General features: G+C 45.4%; 13 protein-coding genes and 1 pseudogene. 7 read left to right on the forward strand and 7 right to left on the reverse strand.

All coding sequences use genetic code 11. The annotated features are described in order from the left end of the window. The first annotated feature begins 1 nt into the window (after position 1). From ftsA to lpxC, 3 genes are all read left to right on the forward strand, one after another. Positions 2-1,246 (forward strand): cell division protein FtsA, encoded by a 1,245-nt coding sequence (gene ftsA / locus Q0307_RS11680; protein ID WP_298660763.1) that lies wholly within the window; start codon positions 2-4, stop codon positions 1,244-1,246. 16 nt (positions 1,247-1,262) lie between these two features. After that, a complete protein-coding gene (gene ftsZ / locus Q0307_RS11685; protein WP_298660765.1) occupies positions 1,263-2,429 on the forward strand; it encodes a cell division protein FtsZ in 1,167 nt (388 codons plus the stop codon). Positions 2,430-2,623: 194 nt separating this feature from the next. After that, the gene (gene lpxC / locus Q0307_RS11690) at positions 2,624-3,538 is read left to right on the forward strand and encodes a UDP-3-O-acyl-N-acetylglucosamine deacetylase (RefSeq protein WP_298660767.1); all 915 of its coding nucleotides are present in this window, start codon (positions 2,624-2,626) and stop codon (positions 3,536-3,538) included. Here the strand turns inward: lpxC and Q0307_RS11695 are convergent. Next, positions 3,520-3,969 (reverse strand): hypothetical protein, encoded by a 450-nt coding sequence (locus tag Q0307_RS11695; RefSeq protein ID WP_298660769.1) that lies wholly within the window; start codon positions 3,967-3,969, stop codon positions 3,520-3,522. The genes lpxC and Q0307_RS11695 overlap by 19 nt on opposite strands. 91 nt (positions 3,970-4,060) lie before the next feature. Here Q0307_RS11695 and Q0307_RS11700 point away from each other — a divergent pair, with 91 nt between their 5' ends. From Q0307_RS11700 to mutT, 4 genes are all read left to right on the forward strand, one after another. Beyond that, on the forward strand, positions 4,061-5,020 hold the full coding sequence (locus tag Q0307_RS11700) for a M23 family metallopeptidase (RefSeq protein WP_298660772.1): 960 nt from the start codon (positions 4,061-4,063) through the stop codon (positions 5,018-5,020). 237 nt (positions 5,021-5,257) lie between these two features. Beyond that, positions 5,258-7,957, forward strand: coding sequence for a preprotein translocase subunit SecA (gene secA, locus Q0307_RS11705; RefSeq protein WP_298660774.1), 2,700 nt, complete (start codon positions 5,258-5,260; stop codon positions 7,955-7,957). Then, positions 7,957-9,165, forward strand: coding sequence for a bifunctional glutamate N-acetyltransferase/amino-acid acetyltransferase ArgJ (argJ, locus tag Q0307_RS11710; RefSeq protein ID WP_298660777.1), 1,209 nt, complete (start codon positions 7,957-7,959; stop codon positions 9,163-9,165). The genes secA and argJ overlap by 1 nt, the downstream gene beginning before the upstream one ends. Then, positions 9,165-9,581: an 8-oxo-dGTP diphosphatase MutT gene (gene mutT / locus Q0307_RS11715; RefSeq protein WP_298660779.1), complete on the forward strand. Its 417-nt coding sequence runs from the start codon at positions 9,165-9,167 to the stop codon at positions 9,579-9,581. Before argJ ends, mutT begins: the two co-directional genes overlap by 1 nt. A 7-nt stretch (positions 9,582-9,588) precedes the next feature. Here the strand turns inward: mutT and Q0307_RS11720 are convergent, their stop codons facing one another. From Q0307_RS11720 to ccsA, 6 genes and pseudogenes are all read right to left on the reverse strand, one after another. Continuing rightward, the gene (locus Q0307_RS11720; RefSeq protein WP_298660781.1) at positions 9,589-9,798 is read right to left on the reverse strand and encodes a DUF465 domain-containing protein; all 210 of its coding nucleotides are present in this window, start codon (positions 9,796-9,798) and stop codon (positions 9,589-9,591) included. A 13-nt stretch (positions 9,799-9,811) separates the two neighbouring features. Further along, positions 9,812-11,293 carry a DEAD/DEAH box helicase gene (locus tag Q0307_RS11725; RefSeq protein WP_298660783.1) on the reverse strand — a complete coding sequence of 494 codons (1,482 nt, stop codon included), beginning with the start codon at positions 11,291-11,293 and terminating at the stop codon, positions 9,812-9,814. A 202-nt stretch (positions 11,294-11,495) separates the two neighbouring features. Next, a complete protein-coding gene (gene radA / locus Q0307_RS11730) occupies positions 11,496-12,860 on the reverse strand; it encodes a DNA repair protein RadA (protein ID WP_298660785.1) in 1,365 nt (454 codons plus the stop codon). Beyond that, complete coding sequence (locus Q0307_RS11735) at positions 12,847-13,098, reverse strand: transporter associated domain-containing protein (RefSeq protein WP_298660787.1); 252 nt, start codon at positions 13,096-13,098, stop codon at positions 12,847-12,849. Before Q0307_RS11735 ends, radA begins: the two co-directional genes overlap by 14 nt. 34 nt (positions 13,099-13,132) lie before the next feature. Continuing rightward, positions 13,133-13,384: pseudogene (locus Q0307_RS11740) on the reverse strand (transposase); the annotation flags it as partial. A gap of 222 nt (positions 13,385-13,606) precedes the next feature. Then, positions 13,607-14,368, reverse strand: coding sequence for a cytochrome c biogenesis protein CcsA (gene ccsA / locus Q0307_RS11745; protein ID WP_298660791.1), 762 nt, complete (start codon positions 14,366-14,368; stop codon positions 13,607-13,609). Positions 14,369-14,456 lie beyond the last annotated feature (88 nt).

Below are 14,456 nucleotides of genomic sequence, written 5' to 3' on the forward strand. Positions count from 1 at the left end.
GATGTCAAAAAAATCAGATCGGAACACCATCGTCGCCTTAGATATTGGTACTTCCAAGGTAGTCGCGATGGTGGGCGAGGTGAACGAAAATGGGCGCCTCGAGGTCGTCGGTATTGGCACCTCTCCCTCTCGTGGTATGCGTCGTGGAGTAGTTGTCAATATCGAATCGACCATTCAGTCGATCCAAAAAGCCGTTGAAGAAGCTGAACTAATGTCTGGAGTCAGAATTAGTTCAGTCTATGTAGGTATTGCTGGAAGTCATGTGCGTAGTCTTAACTCGCATGGAATTGTCGCGATCAGAGATAAGGAAGTAACAGCGCAGGATCTTGAGCGTGTTATGGATGCAGCGCGCGCCGTCGCTATTCCAGCAGACCAACGTATTTTGCATGTTCTGCCCCAAGAATATGTGATTGACTCGCAAGAGGGTATCCGTGAGCCGATTGGTATGTCGGGAGTACGGCTTGAGGCGCGTGTGCATTTAGTCACAGCAGCGCATGGCGCGGCACAAAATATTATTAAATGTGTTGAGCGCTGCGGCCTAAGCGTAGAAGATATTATTCTTGAGCAAGTAGCGTCTAGTTATGCCGTGCTTGAGGAAGATGAAAAAGAGTTGGGTGTCTGCTTAGTCGATATCGGTGGGGGTACTAGCGATATTGCAGTATTCCTCAATGGAGCGATTCATCATACAGCAGTGATCCCGATTGCCGGTGACCAAGTGACCAATGATATTGCGCTTGGCGTGCGTACTCCTACACGTCATGCGGAGGATATTAAAATTAGGCATGGTGTCGCCTTACAAAAATTAATTGAGCAGGAAGAGACTATTGATGTACCTGCAGTGGGTGAGCGAGAGGCCTTAAGCTTATCTACTTTTGTCTTATCATCCATTATTGAGCCGCGTTATGCTGAACTATTTGCTTTAATTCTAGACGAGCTGCAACGCAGTGGCTACGAAGAGCGGATTGGTGCAGGTATTGTCTTAACCGGTGGTACTTCAAAAATGCAAGGTGCTATCGAATTGGCAGAGGAAATCTTCCATATGCCGGTTCGACTAGGAATGCCGCGTGATGTTGGTGGCTTACGCGGGGAAGTCGAAAATCCTATCCATTCCACTGGGGTAGGATTGTTGCTGTATGGCATCGCACAGCAGGCTTATGGAGAGCGAAAGGGAGTGCACCACGCACCGGTAAGTTCGTCTGAGAGCTTATGGGAGCGGATTAAAGGTTGGTTTAACGGAAACTTGTAACAGCTGGAGAATGGGCATGTTTGAAATTATGGATAATCAAAAAGCCGGTGCCGTTATTAAGGTGATCGGTGTCGGTGGCGGCGGTGGCAATGCAGTCATTAATATGCTGACTTCAGGTATCGAAGGGGTGGAGTATATCTGCGCGAATACTGATGCACAGGCTTTAAAAGGTTGCCAAGTTAGTACAGTTTTACAATTAGGCACAAGCTTGACTAAAGGTTTAGGCGCTGGTGCTAATCCCGATGTAGGTCGTGAAGCAGCAATGGAAGATCGTGAGCGAATTAAAGAATTAATTCGTGGAACGGATATGCTGTTTATTACTGCAGGTATGGGTGGTGGCACGGGCACGGGCGCTGCACCAGTAGTGGCTGAAATTGCACGTGATTTAGGTATTTTGACGGTTGCAGTGGTGACGCGTCCTTTCCATTTGGAAGGGACTAAACGCATGAAATTAGCAGATGCGGGAATTGCCGAGTTAGCACGTCATGTCGATTCTTTAATCACTATTCCTAACCAAAAGTTGTTAACCGCTTTAGGTAAAAATGCGACTTTATTGGATGCCTTCAAATCAGCAAATAGTGTGCTGTTGAATGCGGTGCAAGGTATTGCTGAGCTTATTACCCGTCCTGGTTTGATCAATGTTGACTTTGCTGACGTGCGTACGGTTATGTCTGGTATGGGCATGGCAGTCATGGGCATGGGCAAAGCTCAAGGGGATAGTCGTGCTGAAAAAGCAGCTCAAGCAGCGGTCTCTAATCCTTTACTAGAAGACATTTGCCTGGATGGCGCGCGCGGTATTCTAGTTAATATCACTGCTGGCTTAGATATGGGGATTCATGAGTTTGAGGAAGTGGGCGAAGTGATTCGTCAATTTGCTTCAGACGAGGCCACAGTAGTCGTTGGTACAGTTATCGACCCTGATATGCGGGATGAAATCCGTGTAACCTTGGTCGCGACGGGTTTAGAGGATGCAGCTACGCATAGCGTTAGTAAGCCAGCGGCTGCCCAAGCTGTTAAGCGCGAGCGCCCTGCTGCAGTGCCTGTGCAACCAGAAAAACCACGAGTGGTGGTAAATATTGATAATGCCCGTCAGAATGCTCAAAATCCAGCCGCTGGAAACGGATTTAATCGTGGCAATAGTACTTTAGATATTCCTGCGTTTTTGCGAACCCAAGCTGATTAAACGCAGCTAACTAGTCATTAAACATGCCCTAGCAGCCAACTTGTCGAGGTTGGTTGCATTTTAGTATGGGCTCGAGCGTTTTATTCAGCGTGAGCTTGGCAAAATCTATTTAAAATTATCTCGATTAATTGTGATATGATTTGTGCCGTTTGTTAAGCGGTACAAGTAGTTATGGAAGAAGTAGGGGCTGACAAGTGCTGAAACAAAGAACTCTAAGAACGGCAGTGTCTTCGATGGGTATTGGCTTGCATTCTGGAAAGAAAGTAGCGATGACCCTACGGCCTGCTCCTGTGAATACGGGTATTGTTTTTTATCGAACTGACCTTCCTAATAAGCCAAAGTTGTGTCTACACCCCGAGCGGGTTGGCGAAACGATGCTCTGTACAGCTTTATTAGAAGGTGTAGTTAAAGTTGCGACGGTTGAGCATTTATTATCGGCGTTAGCAGGCTTAGGCATTGATAATCTTTATGTCGATATTGACGCGCCTGAAATTCCGATTATGGATGGTAGTGCTGCCCCTTTTTTATATTTGATTCTTTCTGCTGGTATTGCTGAGCAGAATGCAACCAAGCGCTTTATTCGCATTAAAAAGCCTGTCGAGTTTCGCAAAGGAGATGCGTGGGCGCGCTTAAGTCCTTATGATGGGTTTAAAGCCTCGTTCGATATTCAATTCAATCATCCAGCAGTTAGTGCAACTTGCCAAAGTATGGAGCTAGATTTTTCTAAGCAGGCTTATGCGAGTGAAATTGCGCGTGCGCGCACTTTTGGCTTTATGCGTGACATTGAACTTTTGCGTTCCAAGAACTTAGGTTTAGGTGGTAGTTTAGAGAATGCCATCGTGTTGGATGAGTTTCGTGTATTGAACCCTGATGGCTTACGCTATAGTGATGAGTTTATCCGCCATAAAATTCTGGATGCGATTGGTGACTTATATACTTTAGGTCATGGGATTATTGGTGCTTTCCATGGTCATAAAGCTGGACATGCCATTAACAATCTGTTGGTACGTGAGCTGCTGGCTCAAAAAGAAGCTTGGGAAATGGTTTCGCTCGAAGAAAAACAGCGCGAGCGTGCTATTTTTGCTGATGGCTACGCACTAGCAGTTTGAAGATTAGTAGAGCTATAAGTGCTGGTACGATGAGCTAAAGCCAGTCGTACTAAAGCTTGACGTAAGCTTTCATCTTGAATCTGTTGAGCAATACTTGCAAGTGTTTCAATGGTTTGCTCGCTCATCGGTACTCTACTTGATTTTCGCCCAAAGCTTGCCAGTGGCATAGCAATCACTTTAATATCCACACCGTTAAGTTTTAAACTCAATTCTTTATTGAGATGGTGGCAGAGTGTCTTCTGTGTAAACCGTGCCTGAGTTGCGAAATGTGGGTCGTCCGTCAGTACTAATAAACGTCGATTGCGAATGATCGGCCAGATACGGTTTTCGAGGCGCATTTGAGTGTGTTGGCTAATCAAATAGCTCAGTTTATCTAGCTGATCCAGCCTTTCGGACAGACCATCATTAATAAAGTAGTTGATTTTTCTCATAGTATCTTTTTACATCAACCTGCACTACATCCAACTATTATAAAGAGAGTGTTTAGTTTGCCTGTGGAGGGCATTAGCGGATGTTTGTCGCATGAAAGTTATTTGTATTAGTCGTGATGGTGCACGACGCGCTTCGTTTAGTCTCAACCCCATTACTCATCTGGTACTCCCAGCCAGTTTAGTGGCTCTGCTGATTATCGGTTTGTCAGTCAATCAGATGTTAGGTCTTTACCGTTTAGATAATACACCGCAACAGAATTCACTAACAGCCGAGGAGGCGGAGAAAATTCTCACAACCCTCGGTGAGCAGATGAACACTGTCAATGAAATTAAGAAGACTTACTCAAGCTATACCGTTGATGTCGATACACTTTCTGTACGTCTAGGGACTTTGGAGGCTGAGATTGCAAGGCTCAACGCTTTAGCAAAACGTGTAGTCAATCGTGCAAAATTAGATCCGAAGGAGTTTTCTTTAGATCAGGCTCCACCGCGTGGCGGCTTGGAGGAAGATTACACACCTGCCGTGGCACCTAGGGTAACTACTAAGGAGTTATTAGGTTCTTTTGAAAACATGGAGTCTAAGCTGGAGCAACAACGTGCTATGCTCGAAAGTCTCTATCAAGTTCTTGAAGAAAAAGCGCTAGCCGAAGTAGTTTTACCTTCCTCGCGTCCTGTCAAGTTTGGCTATATTTCTTCTCAATTCGGTGCAAGGCGTGATCCTTTTAATGGGGGTATGCGTATGCATAAAGGTATGGACTATGCGGGGCCACGTGGCACTGATGTCCATGCAGTAGCCGGTGGGATAGTGTCGTTCGTAGGGACTAAAGGGGGCTACGGCACCCTTGTCGAAATTGATCACGGTAATGGCTTAGTCAGTCGCTATGCGCATTTAGATCAAGCCTTAGTTGAGCAGGGCAGAGTGATTCAAAAAGCAGATCGAGTGGCACTCTTAGGCAATACAGGCCGCTCAACTGGAGCACATTTACATTTAGAAATCTTGCGTAACGGTGAAGCTATTGATCCACAGACTTATTTAGGTTTGGGCGAGTAGGAATAATTCACCGTATAGCCAGTTATTCAAGCTATACTATGAGCCCGGCGCAATTCCTCTCTTAGGATTGCGCCGGATTTTTTTGTCAATTGAGCTTGTTTTGTTTGGGCTAGACCCCATATTGGGGTGACAACCATGGCTGTGTCAGCGCAAGGGAGTAAACTCTCTGCCTTGTATTGGCTCAGGAAATTGCCGGTAGAGCCACTGGCAGGATGAGTTAGGAGAAAATAAGAGATTATGCTGGGTTCTGTTGCGAAAAAGATTTTTGGTAGTCGTAATGATCGCTTGGTCAAAAGTTATGCAAAGATCGTTAAAAATATTAATGCATTAGAAACTGATTACTCCAAGTTGTCGGATGCTGACTTGCAGCATCGCACGGTTAAATTCCGTGAGCGGCTGTTAGCTGGGGCAACACTGGATGATCTCTTACCTGATGCCTTTGCTACCGTGCGTGAAGCGAGTAAACGTATTCTTGGCATGCGCCATTATGATGTACAAATGATTGGCGGTATGGTGTTGCATCATGGAAAAATTGCTGAGATGCGCACCGGTGAGGGTAAAACCTTAGTCGCTACTCTTGCAGCTTACCTGAATGCTCTACCGGGTAAGGGCGTGCATGTCATTACCGTCAATGATTATCTAGCACAGCGTGACGCGACCTCCTTATCTAGACTCTATGGCTTCTTAGGCTTAAGTACCGGTGTAATCATTAATGGCTTAAGCCAAGACCAGCGTCGTGAAGCTTATGCAGCTGATATTACTTACGGTACCAATAACGAATTTGGCTTTGATTATCTACGCGATAATATGGCTTTTTCGATGGACGAGCGTGTACAGCGCAAACTCTCCTATGCTGTCGTCGATGAAGTTGACTCTATCCTGATTGACGAAGCGCGTACTCCGCTAATTATCTCTGGCCCAAGCCAAGATGCCTCTGATTTATATCGTGCAGTCAATGCTATCGTGCCTGAATTGTCTCGCCAAGAAGCAGAAGAGAGTGAAGGTGATTACTGGGTGGATGAAAAAGCTAAGCAAGTTTTCCTCTCAGAAAGTGGTCAAGAGCGGGTTGAGCAAATTCTCAGTGAGCGTGGCGTATTACCTGATGGGCAGGGTTTATATGATTCTGCTAGTATTGCGATTTTGCACCACTTAAATGCAGGCTTACGTGCACATACTTTGTTCCAAAAGAACGTCGACTATATTGTGCGCGATGGTAAAATTATTATCGTTGACGAATTCACAGGGCGTACTATGCCCGGTCGGCGTTGGTCAGAGGGCTTGCATCAAGCGATTGAGGCTAAAGAAAACGTTGAAATCCAAGCAGAAAATCAGACCTTAGCGTCGATCACCTTCCAGAATTATTTCCGTTTGTATAAAAAGCTTTCAGGTATGACCGGTACGGCTGATACTGAAGCTTTTGAGTTACAGCAGATTTATGGCTTAGAGGTCGTAGTCATCCCCACGCATCGCCCGATGATTAGGAAAGATGCGAATGACCTGATTTATCTAACGGCTGAAGAAAAATATGACGCAATTATTGAAGACATTAAAGCTTGCGTCGAAAAAGGTCAGCCCGTGTTGGTGGGTACCGCCTCGATTGAGTCTTCCGAGTTAGTTTCGAATAAACTGAAAGTCCTACGCATTCCACATGAAGTTTTGAATGCTAAACAACATGAGCGTGAAGCCCATATTATTGCTAATGCGGGTCGCCCCGGTGCAGTCACCATTGCGACTAACATGGCGGGGCGTGGTACTGATATTGTGCTCGGTGGGAGCTACGAAGAGGAAATTGCGCAGTTGCCGCCTGCGAATGCGGATGAAACGGCTAAGCAAAAAATTAAAGCTATGTGGCAAAAGCGTCATGACACTGTATTAGCCGCAGGTGGCTTGCATATCATCGGCACGGAGCGCCATGAATCCCGGCGGATTGATAATCAGCTACGGGGTCGCTCTGGTCGTCAAGGTGACCCCGGTTCCTCACGTTTTTATTTATCGCTAGAAGATAATCTCATGCGAATTTTTGCGTCTGAGCGTGTGAAAGGCATGATGCAAAAATTAGGTATGGAAAAAGGTCAGGCGATTGAGGCGGGATTAGTATCAAAATCGATTGAGAATGCCCAACGTAAAGTTGAAGCGCATAACTATGATATTCGTAAACATTTGCTTGAATACGATGATGTCGCGAATGACCAACGTAAGGTTATCTATGAGCAGCGTACTGAGCTGTTAATAGCAGATAATACCCAAGATATGATCGCGTCCATTCGTCACGATGTGGTTGAGGATTTAGTGAGCCGCTTCATTCCACCCGGCAGTGTGGATGAGCAATGGGATATTGCTGGGTTAGAGAAGCAACTCCAAACCGATTTGAATTTATCAGTGCCTGTCCAGCAATGGTTGGATGAGGATAAAAAGCTGTATGAAGAGCAAATTCGTGAGCGTATCCAAGCGCTGGTTAAGAATGAGCTAGCCGAAAAAGAATCTGTGATTGGTGCTGAAAATATGCGTCGCTTAGAGCGTGAAGCAATGCTGCATATCTTAGATTCGCACTGGAAAGAGCATCTTGCAGCGATGGATTATCTGCGCCAAGGTATAGGTTTGCGTGGCTATGCGCAAAAGAATCCGAAGCAGGAATATAAGCGTGAAGCCTTTGAGATGTTTGAGGAGCTACTCACGCGCCTCAAGCATGACGTAATTACTTTCTTGGTGCGGATTCAAATTGGTGAGCCACCGCCTGCGCATGAAACGGTACAACAAGATGTACAGTATACTCATGCAAATCCTGATGCTTTTGCAGACGATGATGAAGTTGTGGATGCATTCACACCAGCACAAGAGAAAACAGCCGTTAATTCTGAGCCGAAAGTTGGGCGTAATGATCCTTGCCCCTGTGGTTCAGGCAAAAAATATAAGCAATGTCATGGGAAGTTAAGTTAATGGCTGTCAATTTAAGCTTTAATGAGGATTTATTGCCCATTGCGGGTGTGCGCTTAGCGACTTTGAATGCAGGCATTCGTTATAAAGGGCGTGATGATCTGTTAGTGATGGAGCTGGCCGAAGGCAGTTCTTGTGCTGCGGTCTTCACGCGTAATGCTTTCTGTGCAGCTCCAGTGACGGTTGCTCGTGCACATTTAGCAAGTGCTAGCCCACGGTATCTGCTAGTGAATGCAGGCAATGCGAATGCAGGCACAGGTGAACTCGGTCTTGCTGCAGCTAAAGCTTGTTGTAATGCTTTGGCAGAAGTAGGGCAGTGTAAGCCAGAGCAAATTTTGCCATTTTCTACGGGTGTGATTGGCCAACAGTTGCCCGTCGATAAAGTTGTCGCTGCTTTACCTGCGGCGATGGCTAATCTTAAAGAGGATAATTGGTTAGCTGCAGCAAAAGCCATTATGACCACCGACACTATCGGTAAGGCCATGAGCAAGCAAATTGAACTGGGCGGCAAGTCAGTGACCATCACAGGCATCGCTAAAGGTGCGGGGATGATTCACCCGAATATGGCTACTATGTTGTCTTATGTAGCCACCGATGCTCAGGTTGAACCGAGTTTATTACAAGCCATTTTAAGTGAAGTGGTTGAAGAAACCTATAACTGCATCACGATTGATGGTGATACTTCAACCAATGATTCTCTGGTGTTAGCAGCTACTGGAAAATCAGGTTCAGTGGTGGATGCGAGTAATCGTGCTAGCTTCCAGCAAGCGGTGCAGGATGTTTGTATGTATCTTGCGCAAGCGATTGTGCGTGATGGTGAAGGTGCTACCAAATTCATTAGTGTGGTGGTGGAGGGTGCTAACGATCGTGCAGAAGCGCGTGTGATTGGGAATACGGTCGCTTTATCACCTTTAGTGAAAACCGCGATGTTTGCCAGTGACCCTAACTGGGGACGGATTTTAGCAGCAGTTGGGCGTAGTCCAATTGATAAGCTAGATGTGAATGCAGTCACGATTTGGTTGGGAGATACTTTACTGATTGAGAAGGGGCAGCCAGCTCCCTCTTATCGTGAAGAATTAGGCCAAGTGGAAATGAAGCGTGATGAAATCAATGTTCGCATTCAGATGGGAAGAGGGGCGGCGAGTGCAACCACTTGGACTTGTGACTTCTCTTATGATTACGTCAAAATTAATGCTGAATACCGTAGCTGATGTCTGAAGTTTCATCTGTTTGGATTCATGTGGTGGCGGCGGTTATTTATAACAGTCGCCAGCAAATTTTGTTGGCACAGCGACCTTCGCATAAGCACCAAGGTGGTAAATGGGAGTTTCCCGGTGGCAAAGTAGAGCCTACAGAAACTGCGACTATTGCTCTAAAGCGAGAACTCTTTGAAGAGCTGGGCATAGAAGCTGATCTGCCAAGCATGCAGCCTTTAATTGAAATTAGGCACATCTATCCGGATAAAAATATCCATTTAGATGTGTGGGCTGTCTCTCAATTTCAACATGAGCCAGTTGGTAAAGAAGGGCAAGACATTGCTTGGTTTGAGTTAGCAGAACTTGCAAGCTTAGATTTCCCTGCCGCTAATCAGCCTATTATTAAAAAACTACTCGCGCTAGCTTCTTAAATTCACTTTAGGCATTCATATCTGGAATCAGTTGGCTACTGAGTTTTTGAATCATATCTTTTAAAAGTAATTTACGCTTTTTCATGCGTGAGAGCATAAATTGATCATAATCTGGGGTCATGCGTAAGACCTCGATCGCAGTATCCAGATCGCGATGTTCTTGGCGTAAATCAAATAGCTTTTGGCGGAGCAAATGCTCTTCTTCTAGGCTTAACATAGGGATAAGTGCACTATTTGACTAGATTTCGCCGCTTTTCTTTATAGCGGATCACAACTTTCTTATCAGCGGTTGCCGCTTGCTTAGGAACATAATCTTGCTTTTCCCAGCTACCAATTTCATAACCTGCATCAGAGGCTGATTGCCCTGAACCTTGTTTACGTTGTGCCCCTCCATTTAAACGCCCATAAGGTCCTTTGCGTCCTCGCTGTTTATCGTCCGTCCCAGTACGTGGAGTGGCTGTGCCATTATTTGGAGTCGCTGGCTTGCTACCACGGCTATTTTGCGGGCGACTCGATTTCTCAGCATTTGTAGCACTACGTGGATTAGTGCTGGGTTTACGAGGTGCACGTGTATTTGGCTTAGCACCACTGCGATTAGTCTGTTTCGGTTCTAAACCCGGAATCGTACGCTGATTGATCGCTTCGCCTTGAAACTCTTCAATCTTCTTCAAACCATCACGATCGCTTGGGCCTGCTAATAAAATCACCGGCTCTTGGCGTTCTGTACCTAACACGCTTTGTAAACGGTTTAAGTAAGTATCAGTTTTTTCCGGCAACTCAAAATGAATAACAGGTTCATTGCCACTTAACTCGGGAATAAAGTCCTCTTGATCAGGCACAATTAAAATTGGACAGGCTTCTAAATTACGTTCCTCATCAGGTAATAAATGAGTTGAATCAGCAGTATGCCCGTGATTTGCTAGATTATCGGCTAAGGTTTTTGCTGTTTTACTAGTGACTGTGAAAATAACTGTAGGCTTGCCTTTTAAGCCATCAAGAATGTAATCAATCAGCGCTAATTTGTGTGTGTAGTCATCTGCTTGATGCACGACTTGTGGCAAGCGTAAGAGCTGGCTTTTTTCATCCTCAATGAGGATTTCTTCGCAGTTTGGAATAATGCGACGTGCATAAGGGGTGACTTCATCATCATGGCGCACGAAAGCAATCACCGGTGCGGTCGCCGGCTTTTGTTCAACAATCCGATCTATCAAGCTGTGTAAGCCTTTCTTATAAATGGCGGTCAGATCATCGATAATCAGCAGCTCAATATTCGAGAAATCGGCTTTGTTATTATCGACCAAATCATTTAAACGCCCCGGTGTAGCAATCATTAAATCCAAGGGGCGACGTAGTAGGCGCATTTGTGGTTGATAAGGGCGACCACTTACAATAAAGCCGGTACGGATTTGCTGGCCTTCACCGAGTAAACGCTTGATAGTGTAGGTAATTTGATTGACACGATCACGGCGCGAAGTCAGGACTAAGATGCGTGCACCTTGATGTTCAGGCAGCGGATTATTAAAAATATAGTTAATCGCAGGAATTAAAAAAGCCCCCGTTTTGCCTGCTGCAGATTGCGTCCAAACAATGGCACTTTTACGCTGTGCCATTAGGGGGATAAGCTGTTGTTGTAGTTCTGTCGGGGTCTCATAGCCTGCTGCGTCGATATTATCGGCGAAAGCACCCTGTAGACCTAAATCAATAAATGACAAGATAAAACTCCCTGGCTGAACAAGCAGGCAAGTGATCCATAACTTACTTCTTCATGAACATGTGAATAAGGCGATTGTGGCAAGGAAACCTGTTAGGGCGGACCAAACCGAATTTGTGAGTAAAATTACGCCCCAGAATGTTCATAAAGCTATTATATATGTGGTTTTGAGTCAACAATTATGCGATTGGCGTGTTGTATTTTTACATCAATGCCGCCATCGCTTCCTCTAAACGAGTCACTGCAGTGACTCTCATGCCTTGAATTGCATGATGTGGTTTATTCGCTTTAGGCACAATCGCCTGCTTAAAACCATGTTTGGCAGCTTCTCTTAGCCGCTCCTCACCATTAGGTACGGGGCGAATTTCTCCTGCTAAGCCAACCTCACCAAAGATGACTACATCGGCTGGAAGTGGCCGGCTACGAAAACTTGATAAGGCAGCTAGCAGTAAGGGTAAATCAGCGGCAGTTTCTGAAATCTTAACACCGCCAACAATATTAATAAAAACATCTTGATCATACATAGAAATCCCACCATGTCGATGCAAGACGGCTAAGAGCATGGCCAAGCGGTTTTGCTCCATCCCTAAAGTCACACGGCGGGCATGACCGGCATGACTGGTATCGACTAAAGCTTGGACTTCAACCAACAAAGGCCGTGTACCTTCACGTGTTACCATGATAGCACTACCAGAAACAGGCTCTTCATGCCGAGAGAGGAAAATAGCCGACGGATTGCTAACTCCCTTTAAACCTTGCTCGGTCATGGCAAACACACCAAGCTCATTCACGGCACCAAAACGGTTTTTGACAGCGCGTAAAATCCGATAGCGTCCGCCGGGATCGCCTTCAAAATAGAGCACTGTGTCTACCATATGCTCGAGAACGCGCGGGCCGGCTAGCGTACCTTCTTTGGTCACATGGCCTACAATAAAGAGTGTAGTTTGGGTTTGCTTAGCAAAGCGAACTAATTGTGCAGCGGACTCGCGAATTTGGCTGACAGACCCGGGGGCAGATTGTAATTGTTCGGTGTAAAGGGTTTGAATCGAGTCAATAACCATGATTTGGGGCTTTTCAGCTTGTGCTAAAGCTAAAACGGTCTCAACACCTGTTTCAGTGAGTAAGCGCAAATGATCAGCATTTAAACCTAAGCGCCGCGCTCGTAAACTCACTTGTTGGAGTGATTCTTCACCGGTGACATACAGACTGCTGATTTGTGGCAAGTCACATAAAGTTTGCAAAAGAATAGTCGATTTTCCAATACCTGGATCACCACCAATCAAGACGACTGAACCTGCGACTAAACCCCCACCTAAAACTCGATCTAATTCTTGTACACCGGTTGGCGTGCGTGGGTCTTCTTGAATGTGAATTTCTTTAATGCTGCGAATACTAGCGGGTTCGCCAGCATAACCGGTAAAGCGTGGATTTTTAGGTGTAGCGTTAGCAGGGGGCGCAATACTTTCTTCTAAGGTGTTCCACGCGCTACAGTCCGAACATTGTCCATTCCATTTGCTATGCACACTGCCACAAGCGGTACAATAATACTGCAGTTTAGTTTTTGCCATGTTCGGATTCCTTCTGGCTGGGTGTTGGCAGCGCTGGATAGATAATTAAAGTTTTGATTGCATTTTTACGCGTTTTACGGATTTCCATAGGATGCTGCTCAATCAAGACAGTTATACCTAGTACAGGCAGATATCCCAAATGCTCCATAATTAAACCATTAATGGTTTTTAGACCATCTAGAGGCAGCTTGAGCTTGAGGGATTGATTGACTTCACGGATAGGTGTTATCCCATCCAACTAAGCACTATCATCGGGCATTATCAGGGTAAGTCCATTCTCTTATTCGCAAACCTGCTCTACCTTTCGGACTGTTGACGGAAATACTGCCGCAACTCGAACAAGCTTGGGTCGTGTACTTTTCATTCACTTCTTCAAACCATACCCCTGCGTTCACGCATTTATACCGAAGCATGGTTTTAAAACTTCCCCAACCGGCATTTAACACGGATTTAGCCATCTTGGTTTTGGCTAGGGCTTTTGAACTCACATCGCCTATGAAAATTGCAGCATAGGCTTTGACTAATTCATCTCGGTTGAGCACTGAAGCATGTTGGTCTTTGATACGCAATTTCAGAGTTTTCATCGGTTTGATTATACTAAACGGCACAATCTGTGAATAGATCGGCTAGCGCCGATGCGCCTTATAGCTCCCGCCCTAAAGGGCGATGTCTTACGACGTGGAGGATAAGTTGGAAGATGTGTCGACTAAGGAGTGTCATTTGCAGGCTAAGAGATAGCTGCAAGTTCATGGCTGTTTTAAATATTCTAAAACAAATTTACTGCCAAAAAAGGCAAGCATTAACATAAAGAAACCCGCTAAAGTCCAACGAATTGCTGTTTTACCCCGCCAGCCATATTGCCAATGCCCGTAGAGTAGTATTGCAAATACCAGCCAAGCCATAATTGAGAGAATGGTTTTATGTGCTACATGTTGGGCGAAGAGATTGTCTAAATACATAAATCCACTGAACAGGCTTAAGCTCAACAATACCCACCCTAACGCGATCACTTTAAAGAGTAGTGATTCCATATCCTGTAAAGCTGGCAAAGTTCTGACTAATATATTGGGTTTATGATCATGGAGTTGCCGGATTTGTAAGCCGAGGAGTAGTGCATGTAAGGCAGCCAAGGTAAGCATGCTATAGGCGAGTAGTGAGCTAAAAATATGAATGCCTAAGCCATTATCTAAATTTAAAGTAGCACTATTGGTGCTTAGGAAATAACTGCCTAATAAGGTTGGCGGGATAAAGGGAATGATCAGTAACCCCAAATTTTCCAAAGGACGGCTAAGCTGAGTAAGAAATAGTAAGAAGCAAGTTAGCCATAAAACGACTGATAGCGCAGCAAAGAAATCAATAAAACCATGTTGCTGGCTAAACCAAGTCAGGATTAAGCTTGCACCTTGTACAATTAAAGCTAACAGCCAAAGACTGTTGAGTAGCCAAGTAGGTGGCCTCGTTGCAGGAGGCTTGCGTAGGCGTAAAGCAATTACGAGCCAGGTCGACATCCAAGCCGCCATGACTATCAAGGTCATCGTTATTGTCATTCTAGATACAGATTAGCTTCTCATCGATGTGACGATACAGTTTAATGCT

This window comes from uncultured Thiothrix sp. (assembly GCF_937873765.1).
Lineage (GTDB): Bacteria > Pseudomonadota > Gammaproteobacteria > Thiotrichales > Thiotrichaceae > Thiolinea.